Genomic DNA, 16537 nt, shown 5'->3' on the forward strand with positions numbered 1-16537 from the left:
AACCTTGGTTGGCACGCGCGGAAGCCGCCCACCAAGGTGGGCGACTACCAGGGCGTTAGCCGGGCATGGCCCGGCGCTACTCCCCGATCCAGCCATCCAGCAGGTCGGCGAACTCGTCGGCGTGCTCCTCCTCCTGCGCCAGGATCTCCTCCAGGATGCGCTTGGTGGTGGTATCGCTGTCGCCGATGAAGTTGATCATCTCGCGGTAGCTGTCGATGGCGATGCGCTCGGCCACCAGGTTCTCGCGGACCATGTCGCGCAGGTCGCTGCCTTCCTTGTATTCGGCGTGCGAGCGTGCGGTCAGCGTGTCCGGATTGAGGTCAGGCTCGCCGCCGAGCTGGACGATGCGTTCGGCCAGCTTGCCGGCGTGCGCCTGCTCCTGCTGTGCGTGTTCGAGGAACTCGCCCTTGACCGCATCGGCCAGCATGCCTTTGGCCATGAAGTAGTGTCGGTAGTAGCGCAGCACGCATACATATTCGGTGGCCAGCGCGTCGTTGAGCAGCTTGATCACCACCTTGCGGTCGGCGCTGTAGCTGTCGGTGATCGCTCCGTCCTCGATGTTCTTCCGTGCCCGCTCGCGCAGGGTCTGGCGATCGCTGATGCCAGCGACCTTGGCGGAAGGGGAGGTGTTGCTGGCTTTGGCTGGCTTGTTGGACATGGCTGGCCGGTTTCCTCTGCAGTCAGGGTTTCAGGTGGGCAGGTGATCCAGTACGTAGTCGGCTGACGACACCTCGAACTGGCCGGGCTCCTCGATCCAGGCCGCGCGCACCGTGCCGTCCACCACGTACAGGGCAAAGCGACGCGAACGCGTGCCCATGCCGGATGAACTTGCATCCAGTTCCAGGCCAAGTGCACGGGTCAGTTCGGCATTGCCGTCGGACAACATCAGCAGACCGTCGGGTACGTGCTGGTCGGTGGCCCAGGCTTTCATCACGAACGGGTCGTTGACCGCCACGCAGTAGACATCGATGCCGCGATGGCGGAACGCCTCGAACTTTTCCACGTACCCGGGCAGGTGGCGGGCCGAGCAGGTGGGGGTGAACGCACCGGGCACGGCGAACAGCACCACCTTGCGCCCGTCGAACAGGGCGTGGGTATCGAGGGTCTCGATGCCTTCGCGGATGCGCTTGAGGGTGACTTCCGGAATACGGTCGCCGACATGGATGGTCATGGGAACTCCTTGCTGGGTGAGGGTAGGGGCCAGGAGGGGACGGACGCGTCAAGACATTGGAAAACCCATGTATACACCCCATCTCCGTCGTCCGCGGCGGGCGGTCAGCCACAGCATGGGGCCGGGCGATGGCAGGCGCATTGCGCTGGATCAGTCGGCCTCACCGTTGCCGCACGACCGGCGGCGTAGCATCGCCGGCGCGTAGAATGAACCCGGGGCGGCGCCCACCGGCGCGGCCGAAGCGAATTGAGGTAGCTGGATGGAATTCAAGGATTATTACGCCACCCTGGGGGTGGAACCGAGCGCGGGCGAGGCGGAAATCAAGACCGCCTATCGCCGGCTGGCACGCAAGTACCACCCGGACGTCAGCAAGGAGGCCGGGGCCGAGGACAAGTTCAAGGCCATCAACGAGGCCTACGAGGCGTTGCGCGATCCCGAGAAGCGCGCGGCCTATGACCAGTTGCGTGCGCAGGGCTATCGTCCGGGCGAGGAATTCAACGTGCCGCCGAACTACGGCGGTGGCGGTTTCAATTTCGAGGAAGTGTTCGGCGGCGGTGGCCCCAACGGTGGTTTCAGCGACTTCTTCGAGAGCCTGTTCGCGCGCCAGCGCGGGGGCCAGGGCGCAGGCCCCGGCCCGGGCTTCAGCAGCCATGGCCATGCGCCCAACCGCGATACCCGGGCCAAGCTGTCGGTACCGCTGGAGGCGGCCTACAACGGCGACAGCCTGCGCATCACCGTCAACGGCAAGCAGCTGGACGTGCGCGTGCCCAAGGGCATCCGTCCCGGGCAGGTGATCCGCCTGGCCGGGCAGGGCAATCACGGCGGCAACCTGCTGCTGGAAGTGGAGTACGCCGCGCATCCGCAGTTCGAGGTCGACGGCCGCAACATCCTGTACACGCTGCCGGTCACCCCGTGGCAGGCCGCGTTGGGCACCAGCATCAGCGTGCCGACCCTGGGCGGCGCGGTGGAACTGAAGATTCCGGCCGATTCCGACGCCGGTCGCAAGCTGCGGCTGCGTGGGCGCGGCCTGCCGGGCAGCCCGGAGGGCGACCAGATCGTCGAGCTGGAGATTGTCGCCCCGGCGGCGACGGACGACGCGCAGAAGAAGGCCTATCGGAATCTGGCCAAGGCGTTTGGCGAAACGATCTGAAATTCGCTTCGTTGGGTGCGGACCACGGTCCGCACGCCTTGCGGTAGTGCCGGCCGCTGGCCGGCAAAGGCGTGCCAACCAAGGTTGGCATCTACCAGAGCAAAGGCGTGCCAACCAAGGTTGGCACCTACCAGAGCAGAGGCGTGCCAACCAAGGTTGGCATCTACCGGAGCGGTGGGTCAGCCTTGACCGGCGAACACCCGCTCCAGCACTTCGGACAGTTCGTCTTCCGAGAACGGCTTGGTGATGTAGGCCTTGGCGCCCTGGCGCATGCCCCACATGCGGTCGGTGTCCTGGTCCTTGGTGGTCACCAGGATCACCGGAATATGCCGGGTCGCCTCATCGCGGGCGAGCGTGCGGGTCGCCTGGAAGCCATTGAGGTTGGGCATCACCACGTCCATCAGCACCAGGTCGGGCAGCTCGGCCTTGGCGGTCTCCACTCCGGCCGCACCATCGGTGGCGGTCAGGATCTGGTGCCCGAGCTTCTCGACGATGCGCTGTATCCCCAACAGCTGCGACGGTGAGTCGTCGACGATCAGAATGCGTGCCATGTTGTTCCCCATGTGATGCCGGAAGTGTAGTGCCGGCATCCTGTTGGCGGGAGGGCGACAGCTGCCGTCCGTCGCCTGCCTGCGACGTTCAGTCGATCCGCACCACCGTGCGGCCAAGCGAGCCGCCCGCCAGCATGCGATCGAACACCGCAGGCAGACCGTCCAGACCGACTTCGGCGGTGCAGATGCGGTCCAGGTGCTGCGGTTTCCACGCGTCACCCAAGCGTGCCCACACTTCTTCGCGCAGCGCGCGCGGGGCATTGGCCGATGAAACGCCGAGCAGCGAGACACCGCGCAGGATGAAGGGCATCACGGTCATGTCCAGCGTCGGGCTGGCGGCCAGGCCCGCACTGACCACGCTGCCGTAAGGCACGGTCTGGGCCAGCAGACTGGCCAGCATCGGCCCGCCGGCATTGTCCAGGCCACCGCCGAAACGTGCCGACTGCAGCGGACCGGTGTCGGCAAGGGCGTCACGCGGCAGCACCTCGGCAGCACCGATGCCGCGCAGGAAGTCGCTCTGTTCCGGTTTGCCGCTGATCGCGTGCACGGCATAGCCGGCGCGGCTGAAAATGTCCACGGCCAGAGCACCGACCCCACCGCTGGCGCCGGTAACCGCCAGTGGCCCAAGCTCGGGCGTCTGCCGGTTGTCCTGCAGGCGCAGCAGCGCCAGCGCGGCGGTGAAGCCGGCGGTGCCCAGCACCATCGCCTCGCGTGGGCTCAGGCCCGCCGGCTGGGCGATGACCGCGCTCGATTCCAGTCGCACGTACTGGCTGTAGCCGCCATCACGGGTTTCGCTGAGGCCGCAGCCGGTGGCCAGTACCGCATCGCCCTCGCGCCAGGCCGGATCGGTGGAGGCGACCACCGTGCCGGCCACGTCGATCCCGCCCACCAGCGGGAAGCGGCGCAGGATGCGGCCTTTGCCGGTGCCAGCCAGGGCATCCTTGTAGTTGACCGAGGACCAGTGGGCGCGGATCAGCACCTGGCCGGGGTTGAGGTCGTCCAGACGCAGCGGGACCAGGCCGCTGCGGTAGCCGGCGTCGTCTTTTTCGATGCGGAAGGCGGTGAACGGGGTGGTGGGGGCCATCGGCGTTGCCTGACTTCGAGGAAAACGCCACCTTACCCGCTCCAGCCCCTTTCAATCCTGCCGGTCCGCCCCATCTTGTATGATCGGTAGTGGTTAATGGCTGGCGTTGCGGGAAGGGCCCGCGTCGCAGCCCACATCTTGATGGAGCGTGCATGGCCTGGAATACACCCGGCGGCAACAAGGGCGGACAAGGCCCCGAGGACAATCGACGCGGGCCGTTCGGGTCGCGCGGCGGTGGCAATGGTGGCGGCTGGGGCGGATTGCCCGGACCGCTGAAGGACCTGTTCGACGGCGGCATCCTGCGTTGGGTGGTGGCGGCAGTGGTCCTGCTGGTGCTGTTCTCCAGCTTCCAGCTGATCGGCGAACAGCAGCGTGGCGTGGTGCTGCGCTTCGGCCAGTTCTCGCGCGTCCTGACCCCTGGCCCGAACTTCAAGTTGCCCTGGCCGATCGAATCGGTCACCAAGGTCAACGCCACCGAGATCAAGACCTTCTCGATCCAGGTGCCGGTGCTGACCCGCGATGAGAACATCGTCAATGTCTCGTTGAACGTCCAGTACCGCATCGATGACCCGCAGCAGTATCTGTTCGGCACCGTTGATGCCAACCAGGTGCTGGAACAGTCGGCGCAGAGCGCGGTGCGCGAGGAAGTCGGTCGCGCCGACCTCAACGCCGTATTGAACAACCGTGGCCCGCTGGCCGTGGCCGCCGAAGAGCGCCTGCAGACATTGCTGCGTGCCTTCAAGACCGGTCTGACCGTGACCGGCCTGACCCTGCAGGACGCCCGTCCGCCGGAGGAGGTCAAGCCGGCCTTCGACGAGGTCAACGGTGCCCAGCAGGTCAAGGAGCGCCTGATCAACGAAGCCCAGGCCTATGCGGCCAAGGTCGTGCCTGAAGCGCGCGGCCAGGCCTCGCGTGCCCGTACCACCGCCGAGGGCTACAAGCAGGCCGTGGTGTCCAAGGCCGAGGGTGATGGTCAGCGCTTCAGCCTGCTGCAGGCCCAGTACAAGGACGCACCGGAAGTCACCCGCAAGCGCCTGTGGCTGGAAACGGTGCAGCAGGTGCTGAGCGAGAACCGCAAGGTCATTGGTGGCGATGGCCGCCAGCTGATCTACGTGCCGATGACCGGTGATACCCGTGCCAGCACCTCGGGACCGGCGCCGGTGCCGAACCCCGATGTGGTGATGCCGTCGCTGCCGGGTACCACCGCAGTGGAAGCTTCCCGTGATCCGGGCCGGCCGGTGGGCCGCCCGACCGGGCGTTCGAGCGGCCGTGAGGAGGGCAGCCGATGAGAAATTCAATCTGGATCGCCGTTGTCGTAGCGGTGCTGCTGGGCCTGCTCGGCTCGGTGTACGTGGTCCGTGAGGACCAGACCGCCATGGTCCTGAACCTGGGCAAGGTGGTGCGTTCGGACATCAAGCCGGGCCTGCACTTCAAGCTGCCGGTGGTGGAAACGGTGCGGGTGTTCGACCGCCGCTTCCAGGTGCTGGACACCGCGCCGGCCCGTTACTTCACGGCCGAGCAGAAGGACGTCAGCGTCGACTTCTTCGCCATCGGTTACATCTCCAACGTGGGTGATTACTTCCGTGCCACCGGTGGCGATCCGCGTATCGCCAACGCCCGCCTGGCACCGATCATCACCGACTCGCTGCGTAACCAGATCAACTCGCGCACCCTGCAGCAGCTGGTCTCCGGCGACCGCAGCGAGCTGATCGCCGAGCAGCTGAAGGGCATCAACGAAGCCGTTGCCGGGCTGGGCATGCAGATGATCGACCTGCGCATCAAGCAGGTGGACCTGCCCACCGACAGCCAGGTGATCAATGACGTGTACGAGCGCATGCGCGCCCAGCGCAAGCAGGAAGCCGCCAAGCTGCGCGCCGAGGGCGAGGAGCAGTCGCTGACCATCCGCGCCCAGGCCGACCGTGACAGCACCGTGCTGATCGCAGAAGCTGAACGCGATGCCCAGCGCCTGCGTGGTGAAGGCGATGCCGAGGCCGCACGCATCTACGGCAAGGCCGGTTCGGCTGACCCGTCGTTCTACGCGTTCTACCGCAGCCTCGAGGCCTACCGCGGCTCGATGACTGACGGCAACGGCGTGATCGTGCTGGACAAGAACGACCCGTTCCTGCAGTACCTCAAGAACGATCGCTGAGTCCGCACGGCAGTACCTCACGGGGCCCGGCCATACGCCGGGCCTCGTGCTTTTCCGGAGTTCCCCCATGAAAGATCTGTTCGCCGCCGTCTGTCTGGTCGCGGTGCTGGAAGGCCTGTTGCTGTTCGTGGCCCCCGTGGCCTGGAAGCGCATGGCCGAACGCCTGCTGGACCTGCCCAGCCCGGCCCTGCGCAGCTTCGGTGGCCTGGTCCTGCTGGCCGGGTTGAGCCTGCTGTGGTGGGTACGGCATTAGCAGGGGTCAGATCCCTTTCCGCAGGAAAGGGATCTGACCCCATTCCGGACGTCCGGACGGGTGGCTGACCGGCTGGTGAAGCCGCCCGTCGGAAAGGTGGCACCGGACCCCGGAAACCCGGATAATGCACAAAAGCCGGACGGGCCTCCCCGTTCGGCTTTTTCCGTGTCTGGGCCTTCCATCGCCGGCCGCTCCCCGTTTGGAGCCGCCACCCAAGCGCTGGCCAGCCCCGCTGCGGTTTACCCGTCCGCGGCCCCGATGGCCGCAACAAATAGAGGAACCCGTCATGGGTCAGTCTGTCGTAGTGCTTGGTGCCCAGTGGGGCGATGAAGGCAAGGGCAAGATCGTCGATCTGCTCACTGAGGAAATCGGCGCCGTCGTGCGCTTCCAGGGCGGCCACAATGCCGGCCACACCCTGGTCATCAACGGCAAGAAGACCGTCCTGCACCTGATCCCGTCGGGCATCCTGCGTGACGATGCGCTGTGCCTGATCGGCAACGGCGTGGTGATCTCGCCGGCCGCGCTGCAGAAGGAAATCGCCGAGCTGGAAACCTCCGGTGTGGAAGTGCGTTCGCGCCTGAAGATCTCCCCGGCCGCGCCGCTGATCATGCCGTACCACATCGCCCTGGACCAGGCGCGCGAACGCGCTGCCGGCGGCAAGGCGATCGGCACCACCGGTCGTGGCATCGGCCCGGCCTACGAAGACAAGGTGGCGCGTCGCGGCATCCGCATCGCCGACCTGCATTATCCGAAGCAGCTGGAAGAACTCCTGCGCACCGCGCTGGATTACCACAACTTCGTGCTGACCAAGTACCTGAACACCGACGCGGTCGATTTCCAGAAGACCTTCGACGAGGCGCTGGCCTTCGGCGAATACGTGCAGCCGATGAAGTCGGACGTTGCCGGCATCCTGCATGACCTGCGCAAGCAGGGTAAGCGCGTGCTGTTCGAAGGTGCGCAGGGCGCGCTGCTGGACATCGACCACGGTACCTACCCGTACGTCACCAGCTCCAACACCACCGTGGGTGGTGCGCTGGCCGGTGCCGGCGTCGGCGCCGATGCGATCGACTACGTGCTGGGCATTGCCAAGGCCTACGCGACCCGCGTTGGCGGCGGCCCGTTCCCGACCGAGCTGGACGATGAAATCGGTCAGGGCATCCGCGACCGCGGCGCCGAATACGGTGCCTCGACCGGCCGCCCGCGTCGCTGTGGCTGGATGGACATCGTCGCGCTGAAGCGCGCCGTGGCCATCAACGGCATCAGCGGCCTGTGCATCACCAAGCTGGACGTGCTGGACGGCATGGAAAAGCTGAAGGTCTGCATCGCCTATGAATACAACGGCAAGCGTACCGAGTACGCGCCGCTGGACGCGCAGGGCTGGGAAGAGTGCACCCCGGTGTACCTGGAGTTCCCGGGCTGGACCGAAAACACCCACGGCATCACCAACTGGGACGACCTGCCGCCGGCCGCACGCGCCTACCTGCGTTCGCTGGAAGAGCTGGCCGGCTGCCCGATCAGCATCGTCTCCACCGGCCCGGACCGCGACCACACCATGGTCCTGCAGGATCCGTTCGCCTGAGCGATGCGGCGATGCCAGACGCTGCCTGGCAACGCTGCCGCACCGGTAGCGCCGGGCCATGCCCGGCGTCGCTGAAAGAAGAAGCCCCGCGAAAGCGGGGCTTTTTCGTTAGTGTGTACGCAATGCCAGCAGGGAAGCGGATCGATGACCGGCGATGTCAGCGCGAAAGGGACGCGGGTGCTGCGGATCACCCTCTGGGTGTTCTGGGGCCTGTGGGCAGTCGCCTGTGTGGTGTTGGCGGTGGGCGCCGTGGCCAACCACCTGGCGTCACGCACGCAGACCCTGCCGCTGGTACTGAGCCCCGGTGCGAGCGCGGAGATCACGGTCTACCGCTTCATTGATGATCGTCTGCGGTTGCGGCTGCGTTACCCGCCCAACGCCGCCGACCCGGCCCTCGACCCCGACGTGCTGATGCGTGTCGACACCCCCAACGAGCATGCGGATTTCCGTGCGGGCGTGCGTTCTGGCCCAGCCGGGACGGATGTTGTGCGCAGGCTGGAAACCGTTGAAACGGCTGTTTTTACCGCCGCGTACTTCGGCTATGGCCGCGGTGATTCATTGCCCCGTGGCCGCTCCTGGCTGCGGGTGACCGTGCTGGAAGTGGAGCCGGCGCTGGCCGGCAGGCCGGCAACGATCGAAGTGCAGCCGCCGTTGGATCTTCTGAAACTGACCGACCTCGATTACCTCTGGCTGTGGCCGTTCTTCTTCTGGAAACTGGCAGCGCTGCTGCTGCTGGTTCCAGGCATCGCACTGGTGATCTTCACCATCGCGCTGCGCAGGCAGCGTCCACGCACTGCCTAGCCGCCACGACCAGACCGTGCGGGTTGCGACTTAATCCCCTCCGTCCCCTTTTTTCAGCAATGGATAGGGATTGATCGACTCGCCCTTCCACCATTGCTTCTCCGGGCCCAGCACGTGCACTTCGAAATGCAGGTGCGGGGCTTCGGGGTTTGCGTTGCCGGTGCTGCCGACGTAGCCGATCACATCGCCGCGCTTGATGGTCTGCTTTTCGGCCAGGCCGTCGGCGTAGCGCTGCAGGTGCGCGTAGTAGTAGCACCAGCGGCCGCTGGGTTCGAACTGATAGATGGTCAGGCCGCCGCGTTCGCTGTCGAACAGCTTCTCGACATGGCCATCGGCCACCGCCAGCACCGGTGTGCCGGCAGCAGCCATGATGTCGATCGCATCGTGCACGCGGCCTTCGCTGCGTGCGTCGGTGAAGGTGTCCTGCAGTTGCGAGGGCGTGATGCCCTGTACCGGCAGCAGCAGGCCGGAGGGTGTGTCGCCCGTTGCTGCTGGGGCGGGCGCGGCGATTGCCGTTGTCGCCTGCTCCACGGGTACGGCACGGGCGCTGTCGGCCGCAGTGGAGGTCTGCGCCACTGCAAGGGGGCGGGCATCCCTGTCATCGGACGGCGTGCCATCGCGCTGCAGCCACCATCCGGCTGCCACGCCCATCACCAGCCCCAGTACGATCAGTTGCGCTAGTCGCATCGGCTCACTCCTGCATGACGACCGGTACCGAGGTATCCACCGCTGCAGCCACGCGCAGCGCATCCCAGTTGGTCATGCGCACGCAGCCGTGCGATTCGGTCTTGCCGACATGGCCGGGCACCGGCGTACCGTGCAGGCCGTAATGGGGTTTGGACAGGTCGATCCAGACCCGGCCGACCGGATTGTTCGGGCCGGGCGGAATCGTGGCCTTGCGATCGCCCTTCCTGGCATCCCAGAACAGCTTCGGGTTGTAGTGGAATGGCGGGTCCGGGTAGACGCCGAGGATCTTCCACTCCCCGATCGGCAGCGGGTCGTGCTCGCTGCCCGACGATACCGGTACCTGCGCGATCACCTTGCCCTGCGCGTCCAGCAGCTGCAGGGTGGAGTCGGATTTGTCGACCACCAGCTTGGTGGCCTTGGGCAATGCAGCGGGCGCAATGTTGGGCACCTGGATGCGGCTGCCGGCTTTGCTCAGATCCACACCGGGATTGAGCGCCTTCAGCAGCTCCGGTGCGGCATGGAAGCGCTCGCCCAGCGATTCCTCCACGCTGCTGAAGCCCAGTGCCTTCAGCTTGGCCTGGTCGGCGGGCTTTTTGGGAACCGCAATGAACGGACCGGCCACGTCCTCTGCGGTCAGCGTGTAGCTGGCAAGGGGGCCGACCGAGTCGGCCTGCAGAGCCTTCCAGGTGGCGTCGTCCAGTTCGCCGCTGACCGTCAGTCCGTGCGCTGCCTGGAAGCCGGACACCGCGCGGCGTTGATTGCTGCCCACTTCGCCATCGATTTCGCCCGGAGAGAAATTGGCGCGGTCCAGAAGTACCTGGGCGTGCAGGGGCGAGTGCGCCGCTGTATCCGGGCCGGCCTTTTCGGCGATGGGTGCTGGCAGCCCGGCGGGCGGGGGCGTCTGCGCAAAGGCGGGCGACATCAGTAGTGACAGTGACAGCACGGTGGCTCGGGCTGAATACATGGAGGACTCCAAGGGAACGCCTTCCCACAATGCCAGCACCGCACGAGCAGCCCGCGTGAAAACGCTGACCCACACCTGAGCCATGTGTCATTACGCGGCGTACGCGGCTCTGCGGATGTTGCCGGTCCGTACAGCGAACGCATAGCGCTCACCGTAGCGCCTGATTACGTCCAACGAAGGAAGGGTGGTCACCGCCAGCGGCGGATTCCAAGCTGGCAAGCTGCGGATGTCGATCCGTTCCGCTTTGCCTCCAGGAAGCCAGAACTCCAGCGAAATCGATGGCAGGACCGGGTCCCTTACCGCAAGGTGACGATGCAGCAGCAGTCCATACAACTCGATGTTGTCCAGATCCTTCCGCTCCTTCTCTTTCAGCTGCTTCGCCTTGTGCTCCTCCGCCAGGGGGCTACGCTGATGCCAAGTGGGAGCGGTGGGGTAGTACTTGAAATCGACCACGACCAACTGGGAGTCGCGCTGCAGCAACAGATCAGGCCGGCGACGGATTCCATTGTTGGCGAATACTAATTGCTGCTGCTGATTCCACGTCTCGCGGTGCTCGATGGCCATGGTATGGGGCGGGAGGTGAGTACTGTCGCAGGAGACGATTGAAGTTCCGCCTGTTTCGCTGGCCTGTTGCATGGCCTCATGCAGACACATGGATTCCCAGACAGGCCAGAAATCCCGCATGCCCCAGATCTGACCCTGCTGCACGCTACCTGCGAGCGCGGGGTGAAGGTAACGCTCCAGCGCCGCGTACAGGGTAAGGAACTCGGAGCTGCGTAGCGTCGCCTGCCTGTAGCATGTTCTCAGCAGCTGCTGGAGTCGCCTCTGCAGCAGCTCCTGCGCCAATGGGTCACCTTCATACAACGAGTCGCCTTGGCGCAGATGACGATGGCGGAAGTCCGTAGCACGCTGCATGCCATCTGGAGCGAAGCGTCCCCACATCATGCCGGGATCGATCTGTAGCAGATTGCGGTAAAAGTCATCTGCCAGGAAAAAGTACAGGCCGACGATGTCGGCAGTCCCGCGTTCGCATACGCTGCGCCGAGTGGGCAGTTTCGGAAAAAAGGGAGCGTCTTCGTCGTTGAACAACGCATGGTGAAGATGGCGATCTGCGTGCTGCAGGTTGCCATCCTGTCGCTCTGCCATCTGCGGTCGCAACGACAGCAGTCGCAATGGATTGGAACGGTTGAACAGCGAGTCGATACTGTATGCGTCGACGAACGAGGCGGGGCCCGATGCAAGCGCCCGTCCGAGAGTGTCTGCTTCAACGCCATCCTGATGATGCGTACTGCTTCGACTTGACTGGACGTTCTTGAAGGCCGCAAATGCCAAGTAGAGCAGACGAAATGCGTCGCGGGGCGCGATATCGGTCGCCATGCCATGCGGTATCCGAAGTTCGGTCCGGCCATTCTCAACGAAAAGGCCGACAGCTTCGGATCGGGCTGCTACGACGCTGACGTCATGCAGCTGCATGCAGCTCTGCCGAAGCGGTGAAGCTGCGGATGAATTCATCGCGCCGCGCGGCAAACTGCCCGAAGGTCCTCAGTGATTCCGGCGGAATCCGCAGCCAATCGGCGAGCGGGGATTTGTCCCTCTCGAAAACGTTGTCCCACAGGTAGAGAAACAGCTTCCCCTCGATATCGCTGGCGGGAATATGGTGAATGATGGGATGGACTTCCTGTGTACTGGCAAGCTTTTCGACGAAGTCCTCGATGATCATTCCATCTTTGGTCTGCGGGAAGTTTATCTTTGACTTGTAGTACGGGGACGTCTCGGTACCGGTGAAAGCAATGGCCTTCAACTTGCGCTTGGCGGATTCGTCAAAGCGCGAGAGCGTGTCGATTGCCTTCAGGGTCTCGGCATTGCAGGACGTCCGGAGCTTACAGAACTCTTCATCGAACATCTGGCTGAAGTCTGCGCCCTGCATGTACGCTGCAGCTCCGGGGGCCAGCCTGCGCAGTTCCGCGATCGTTTCCGCCTGACTCTGCTCCAGGGTAGCAGGCGGTGTCGTTGCAGCGACCAGCCGGGCCTTGATGAACCAAGGGCCGATCATTTTGTCGTCGAGATTTGGCGAGGTGCATTTCTCGATGATCATTGCATTGAGCGAGTCGATCAGCTTCTGCCAGGTTACAGAGGGGTGGCCTTCGATCGTTGCATTGGCCTGGATGGCAGGCACCGAGGTGAACTCGGCTGGACTGAACTCAAAGTTCCAGCGGCGCTTAAACGCGGAGTCCATGAAGAAAATCGACTCATCGCCGGTGTTCATGGTTCCGATCAGGTAGAGATTGGCCGGGAGTCTCAGCATGCGTGCCTCGGTGATGCGTTCGATCAGCTTGCAGGAGTCTTTGCCATCACGATCTGCGAGCCTGCCGATCTCATCGGTCAGCGCCTGCACCGTCAGCTTCGAAGCGCAGACGGAATAGCTGGATTGTCCGTCGTCATCACGGTCCAGCAACTGAAAAATGTCGCCGAATATCTCTGCACAGTTGCCACGGTTGATCTCGTCAATGAGCAGAACAACGTTGCGCGGAGGCGAATCCGCCGAGCTATGTTCAGAACGGTGGCAGGCAAGTGCCAGTGCGCGGATGAAGGGGCCGGCATGTACTTCGTAGTTGACCTTGTTGTCCTTGGACAAGGGCAACAGCCGGGAAACAAAATCTCCGTAGCCAAACTCGGCATGAAAGGTCACGGGGATGACCTCCTCGGCGCCGATGCCGAGTATCGGAGTCTTCTCGTACCGGGCCTTGTAACTCTTGCTCGTTCCCGGTGGACCGAAAATGATCAGCTGGTGGGGAAAGTCTTGGTTCATCAGACGTATCCATTCATCTCCAAGGATCGTTTCGATTCTAAGGGTGCAGATGTATGAGGGGGACCCTTGGCAGCATGTCGGATAACTTTAGGGTGAGTTCCGTCAGAAATCGCCACCATCAACTCACTGAACGGTAACCAGACGGATGCTGCGGCCGGCATCAAGCCGCGTCAGGCAGCGGCCGATATGGGCGCATCCCCCCGTTTTGGATTCACCCCATGAACTACTTGAGGAACGTCAGGGTCGCCTGGCGTCTTGGGCTTGGCTTTGGCCTGTTGTTGCTGCTGGTTGCCGCCGTGGTCGCTACCGGTGCCACCGCCACCATGGTGCAGAAGCGCGCGATGGAGCAGGTGGTCGAGGTCGGCGTAGCCAAGGTGCGGCTGCTGTCGGAGATGCTCGATGCCAACAACCAGATGATGGTCGTGCGCCGCGAGATGCTGATCCGCCAGGGCGAAGACCGTGCCAACGACGAGCAGCGCATCGCCGCTCTGGTCAAGCGCTACGAGGCCAGTTGGACGGCCTACCAGGCCCTGCCCGGCGATGCCGAAGGCAAGGTGATCGGCGAGACCATCGCCGCCAAGCGCGCGCTCGCCCGTCCGCTCAACAAGCAGACCAGCGAACTGATGGAACAGGGCGATTTCCCCGGCGCCGTGGCGCTGACCCTGGGCCCGGTGCAGGAAGCGGCCAATGGCTGGAACAAGGCACTGGCCGATGGCGTGGCCTATGAAGAAAAGGAAAGCCGCGAGGCCGCTGCCGAGGCGATCCGCCTGGGCGAACGCAGCCTGCTGCAGTTGCTGGTGCTGGGTGGCGTGGCGCTGCTGGCAGGCATCGCCGCATCGGTGCTGATCGGTCGCAGCATGACCGGCCCGCTGGCGCGTGCAGTGCAGCTGGCCGAGCGCCTGTCCAAGGGTGAACTGGACCAGGAATTCCGCCTGGGTGGCCGTGACGAGCTGACCCAGCTCGGCGAGGCCATGGCCAGCGTGCGCCAGAGCGTGCAGGCCGCCATCGGCGCGCAGCTGCAGATGGCCGAGCAGCATGAAGCCGGCGCGATCCGTTACCGGATGGACGCCAGTGCGTTCCCCGGCGACTTCGGTCGCATGGTGCAGGCCACCAATCACCTGGTCGAATCGCACGTGCAGGTGCAGCTGCTGATGGCCGAGGTGATGCAGCGCTATGCCATCGGCGACCTCAGCCGCGATCTGCCCGAGTACCCGGGTGAGAAGGGCACGCTGACCCGTACCCTGGCGGCGGTGAAGCAGAGCCTGATGGCGATCAACGCGCAGATCGATGAACTGGCCCGTGCCGCGCGCGCTGGCGATTTCAGCGTGCGTGGCGACGCCGCGGCATTCCAGTACCAGTTCCAGGCGATGGTGAACCACCTCAACGGCATGATGGCCAGTTCGCAGGCCAGCATCGCCGATGTCTCCGACGTGCTGCGCGCCATCTCGCATGGCAACCTCACCGCGCGCATGGAGGGCGAGTACGAGGGCGTGTTCGCGCGCATGCGTGACGATGCCAATGCCACCACCACGCAGCTGACCGGAATCGTGCGTGGCATCCAGGTGGCCGCCGACAGCATCAACAACGCGGCACAGGAACTGGCGGCCGGCAACAACGATCTGTCGCGCCGTACCGAACAACAGGCCGCGAATCTGGAAGAGGCTGCCGCCTCGATGGAAGAGCTGACCTCGACCGTGCGCCAGAACGCCGAGCTGGCACGCCAGGCCGACAGCGAAGCGCATGCGGCCGGCGTTGCCGTGCGCGAGACCGAGCAGGCCATGGCGCAGATGGCCACGGTGATGGGCGAGATCGACCAGTCTTCGGCGCGCATTTCGGAAATCTCCACGGTGATCGATGGCATCGCCTTCCAGACCAACATCCTGGCGCTGAACGCTGCAGTGGAAGCGGCGCGTGCCGGCGAACAGGGCCGCGGCTTTGCGGTGGTGGCCAGCGAAGTGCGTACGCTGGCACAGCGTGCCGGTGTCGCTGCCAAGGAGATCAAGGAGTTGATCGAGGACGCCGCTGCCAAGGTGCAGAGTGGTCTGGCCGTGACCGTGGAATCGGAAGCCGCCATTGCCCGCGTGGCCCAAGCGAGCTCGCGTACCACCCAGCTGATGAGCGACATCGCCGCCGCCAGCAAGGAACAGGCGGCCGGCATCGAGCAGGTCAACCAGGTGGTGGTGCAGATGGACCAGGTGACCCAGCAGAACGCTGCGCTGGTGGAAGAGGCGACCGCTGCCAGCCGCGCGCTGGAAGAGCAGGCGCATGCGCTGACCACGTCGGTGTCGGTGTTCCAGCTGGAGCAGGGGGCACGCATGCCCAGCCTGCCTGCACGCGCGGCGTAAGCCAACGACAGCGCGATGTTGGATGGCGCCCTGCATGCGATGACCCGCATGCGGGGCGTCGATGCACGCAACGGTTGAGGGCCGCTAGCGCCCGCGTGCCGAGCGTTCGATCAACCAACCGGCCGCGTACAGCAACAGCAGGGTTGGCGGAACCAGCACCGCATACGCGGTCGACCAGGGCATGCCGTACAACAGGCTGCCTGCGCCGATGGCATCAAGCGCGGCGGACTGCAGGGTGATGGGGAGTGCCATCAGGATGTAGGTACCCTTCGGGTCGGCGTCTGTCTGCGCGCCGTGGACCAGCCACGCGGTCAACAGCAGGTAGACCACGCAAAGCGCAAGGCCTGTCCAGCTCAGCAGTCGTCGCATCTTCATCTGCAGGCCTCCTGTCAACGGACGTCGAAGCGGGCCTGCAGGGGCAGGCTTACATTCCGCAACAGATCCCTGACCACCACCTGCGCGGTCCACGTGCCCTTCGGGTCACCTGCCTCGGCGACGAACTTCAGCTGCACACTGGTCATGTACAGCAGGGTTGGCGGGCCGGGCAGGGCGGCAGTGAAGCAGGGAACATCGCGTTCGTCGACACTGGTACTGCCGTCCGGGCGAAGCATGCGCAGATCGCAGTGCACCTTGGGTACGCGGTTCTCATCCAGTTGCGGGTTGGACAGGAATGTCAGCAGGAACAATTCTCCGCCCAGGTGGACTTCGCTGGCCTCGGTAAAGCTGGGAGTGCTCTCCGGTGGAGTTTCCCACTTGGCCCGCCAGTCGGCGTCGGAGGTGACCAGCAGGGATGCCGCAAAGCCATCGCTGGATTTCATGGCATCGGTCTGCGGCACCGCCTTGCCGTCGCCATTTATCCAGCCATCGCTGGCAAAGGTGGTCAGTGGCAGCATCAGGGCCATCATGGCCAGTGCGTAGGTCCCTCGCATCAACGCTCTCCTTGGTAGCCGCATCCTGCGGCAGAGCCGGCAGTATCGCGCAACCTTGGCCGGCA

17 protein-coding genes are annotated in these 16537 nt (G+C 64.7%); 7 read left to right on the forward strand and 10 right to left on the reverse strand.

Going from position 1 to position 16537, the window contains the following annotated elements:
* Nucleotides 1-76 precede the first annotated feature (76 nt).
* The gene (locus tag AC3WTC_RS06935) at nucleotides 77-658 is read right to left on the reverse strand and encodes a ferritin-like domain-containing protein (RefSeq protein ID WP_033831761.1); all 582 of its coding nucleotides are present in this window, start codon (nucleotides 656-658) and stop codon (nucleotides 77-79) included.
* 30 nt (nucleotides 659-688) lie between these two features.
* Nucleotides 689-1171 (reverse strand): peroxiredoxin, encoded by a 483-nt coding sequence (locus AC3WTC_RS06940; protein ID WP_025877032.1) that lies wholly within the window; start codon nucleotides 1169-1171, stop codon nucleotides 689-691.
* Nucleotides 1172-1430: 259 nt separating this feature from the next.
* On the opposite strand from AC3WTC_RS06940, the gene AC3WTC_RS06945 reads away from it, so the two are divergent.
* Nucleotides 1431-2321: a DnaJ C-terminal domain-containing protein gene (locus AC3WTC_RS06945; protein WP_025877033.1), complete on the forward strand. Its 891-nt coding sequence runs from the start codon at nucleotides 1431-1433 to the stop codon at nucleotides 2319-2321.
* A gap of 179 nt (nucleotides 2322-2500) precedes the next feature.
* On the opposite strand, the gene pilH is transcribed toward AC3WTC_RS06945, so the two are convergent.
* Both pilH and AC3WTC_RS06955 read right to left on the reverse strand, forming a co-directional pair.
* A complete protein-coding gene (gene pilH, locus AC3WTC_RS06950) occupies nucleotides 2501-2872 on the reverse strand; it encodes a twitching motility response regulator PilH (RefSeq protein ID WP_005410644.1) in 372 nt (123 codons plus the stop codon).
* Nucleotides 2873-2960: 88 nt separating this feature from the next.
* Nucleotides 2961-3956, reverse strand: a complete 996-nt coding sequence (locus AC3WTC_RS06955; RefSeq protein ID WP_032976611.1) for a YhdH/YhfP family quinone oxidoreductase — start codon at nucleotides 3954-3956, stop codon at nucleotides 2961-2963.
* A gap of 152 nt (nucleotides 3957-4108) precedes the next feature.
* On the opposite strand from AC3WTC_RS06955, the gene hflK reads away from it, so the two are divergent.
* The 5 genes from hflK to AC3WTC_RS06980 all read left to right on the forward strand — a co-directional run bounded on the left by hflK (nucleotide 4109) and on the right by AC3WTC_RS06980 (nucleotide 8738).
* On the forward strand, nucleotides 4109-5245 hold the full coding sequence (gene hflK / locus AC3WTC_RS06960; RefSeq protein ID WP_492711186.1) for an FtsH protease activity modulator HflK: 1137 nt from the start codon (nucleotides 4109-4111) through the stop codon (nucleotides 5243-5245).
* Entirely contained in the window at nucleotides 5242-6105 is an 864-nt protein-coding gene (gene hflC / locus AC3WTC_RS06965) for a protease modulator HflC (RefSeq protein ID WP_025877040.1), read from the forward strand. Before hflK ends, hflC begins: the two co-directional genes overlap by 4 nt.
* Nucleotides 6106-6172: 67 nt before the next feature.
* The gene (locus AC3WTC_RS06970) at nucleotides 6173-6358 is read left to right on the forward strand and encodes a DUF2065 domain-containing protein (RefSeq protein ID WP_025877042.1); all 186 of its coding nucleotides are present in this window, start codon (nucleotides 6173-6175) and stop codon (nucleotides 6356-6358) included.
* Between the two features lie 286 nt (nucleotides 6359-6644).
* On the forward strand, nucleotides 6645-7937 hold the full coding sequence (locus tag AC3WTC_RS06975) for an adenylosuccinate synthase (protein WP_025877044.1): 1293 nt from the start codon (nucleotides 6645-6647) through the stop codon (nucleotides 7935-7937).
* 144 nt (nucleotides 7938-8081) lie between these two features.
* Nucleotides 8082-8738, forward strand: coding sequence for a hypothetical protein (locus tag AC3WTC_RS06980; RefSeq protein WP_431601497.1), 657 nt, complete (start codon nucleotides 8082-8084; stop codon nucleotides 8736-8738).
* Nucleotides 8739-8768: 30 nt separating this feature from the next.
* On the opposite strand, the gene AC3WTC_RS06985 is transcribed toward AC3WTC_RS06980, so the two are convergent.
* The 4 genes from AC3WTC_RS06985 to AC3WTC_RS07000 form a co-directional block, all read right to left on the reverse strand.
* Complete coding sequence (locus AC3WTC_RS06985; protein ID WP_312401841.1) at nucleotides 8769-9425, reverse strand: M23 family metallopeptidase; 657 nt, start codon at nucleotides 9423-9425, stop codon at nucleotides 8769-8771.
* A gap of 4 nt (nucleotides 9426-9429) precedes the next feature.
* Nucleotides 9430-10389 carry a L,D-transpeptidase family protein gene (locus AC3WTC_RS06990; protein WP_492711189.1) on the reverse strand — a complete coding sequence of 320 codons (960 nt, stop codon included), beginning with the start codon at nucleotides 10387-10389 and terminating at the stop codon, nucleotides 9430-9432.
* Between the two features lie 90 nt (nucleotides 10390-10479).
* A complete protein-coding gene (locus AC3WTC_RS06995) occupies nucleotides 10480-11862 on the reverse strand; it encodes a hypothetical protein (protein WP_492711191.1) in 1383 nt (460 codons plus the stop codon).
* Nucleotides 11849-13198 (reverse strand): AAA family ATPase, encoded by a 1350-nt coding sequence (locus AC3WTC_RS07000; protein ID WP_312401839.1) that lies wholly within the window; start codon nucleotides 13196-13198, stop codon nucleotides 11849-11851. The genes AC3WTC_RS06995 and AC3WTC_RS07000 overlap by 14 nt, the downstream gene beginning before the upstream one ends.
* A gap of 218 nt (nucleotides 13199-13416) precedes the next feature.
* Here AC3WTC_RS07000 and AC3WTC_RS07005 point away from each other — a divergent pair, with 218 nt between their 5' ends.
* The gene (locus AC3WTC_RS07005; protein WP_025877051.1) at nucleotides 13417-15543 is read left to right on the forward strand and encodes a methyl-accepting chemotaxis protein; all 2127 of its coding nucleotides are present in this window, start codon (nucleotides 13417-13419) and stop codon (nucleotides 15541-15543) included.
* An 84-nt stretch (nucleotides 15544-15627) separates the two neighbouring features.
* Here AC3WTC_RS07005 and AC3WTC_RS07010 read toward each other — a convergent pair whose 3' ends face one another.
* Both AC3WTC_RS07010 and AC3WTC_RS07015 read right to left on the reverse strand, forming a co-directional pair.
* Nucleotides 15628-15918, reverse strand: coding sequence for a hypothetical protein (locus tag AC3WTC_RS07010; protein ID WP_223482762.1), 291 nt, complete (start codon nucleotides 15916-15918; stop codon nucleotides 15628-15630).
* Between the two features lie 14 nt (nucleotides 15919-15932).
* Nucleotides 15933-16472: a hypothetical protein gene (locus tag AC3WTC_RS07015; RefSeq protein ID WP_032976617.1), complete on the reverse strand. Its 540-nt coding sequence runs from the start codon at nucleotides 16470-16472 to the stop codon at nucleotides 15933-15935.
* Nucleotides 16473-16537 lie beyond the last annotated feature (65 nt).

The organism is Stenotrophomonas sp. FW305-C-20-S1 (genome assembly GCF_058783335.1).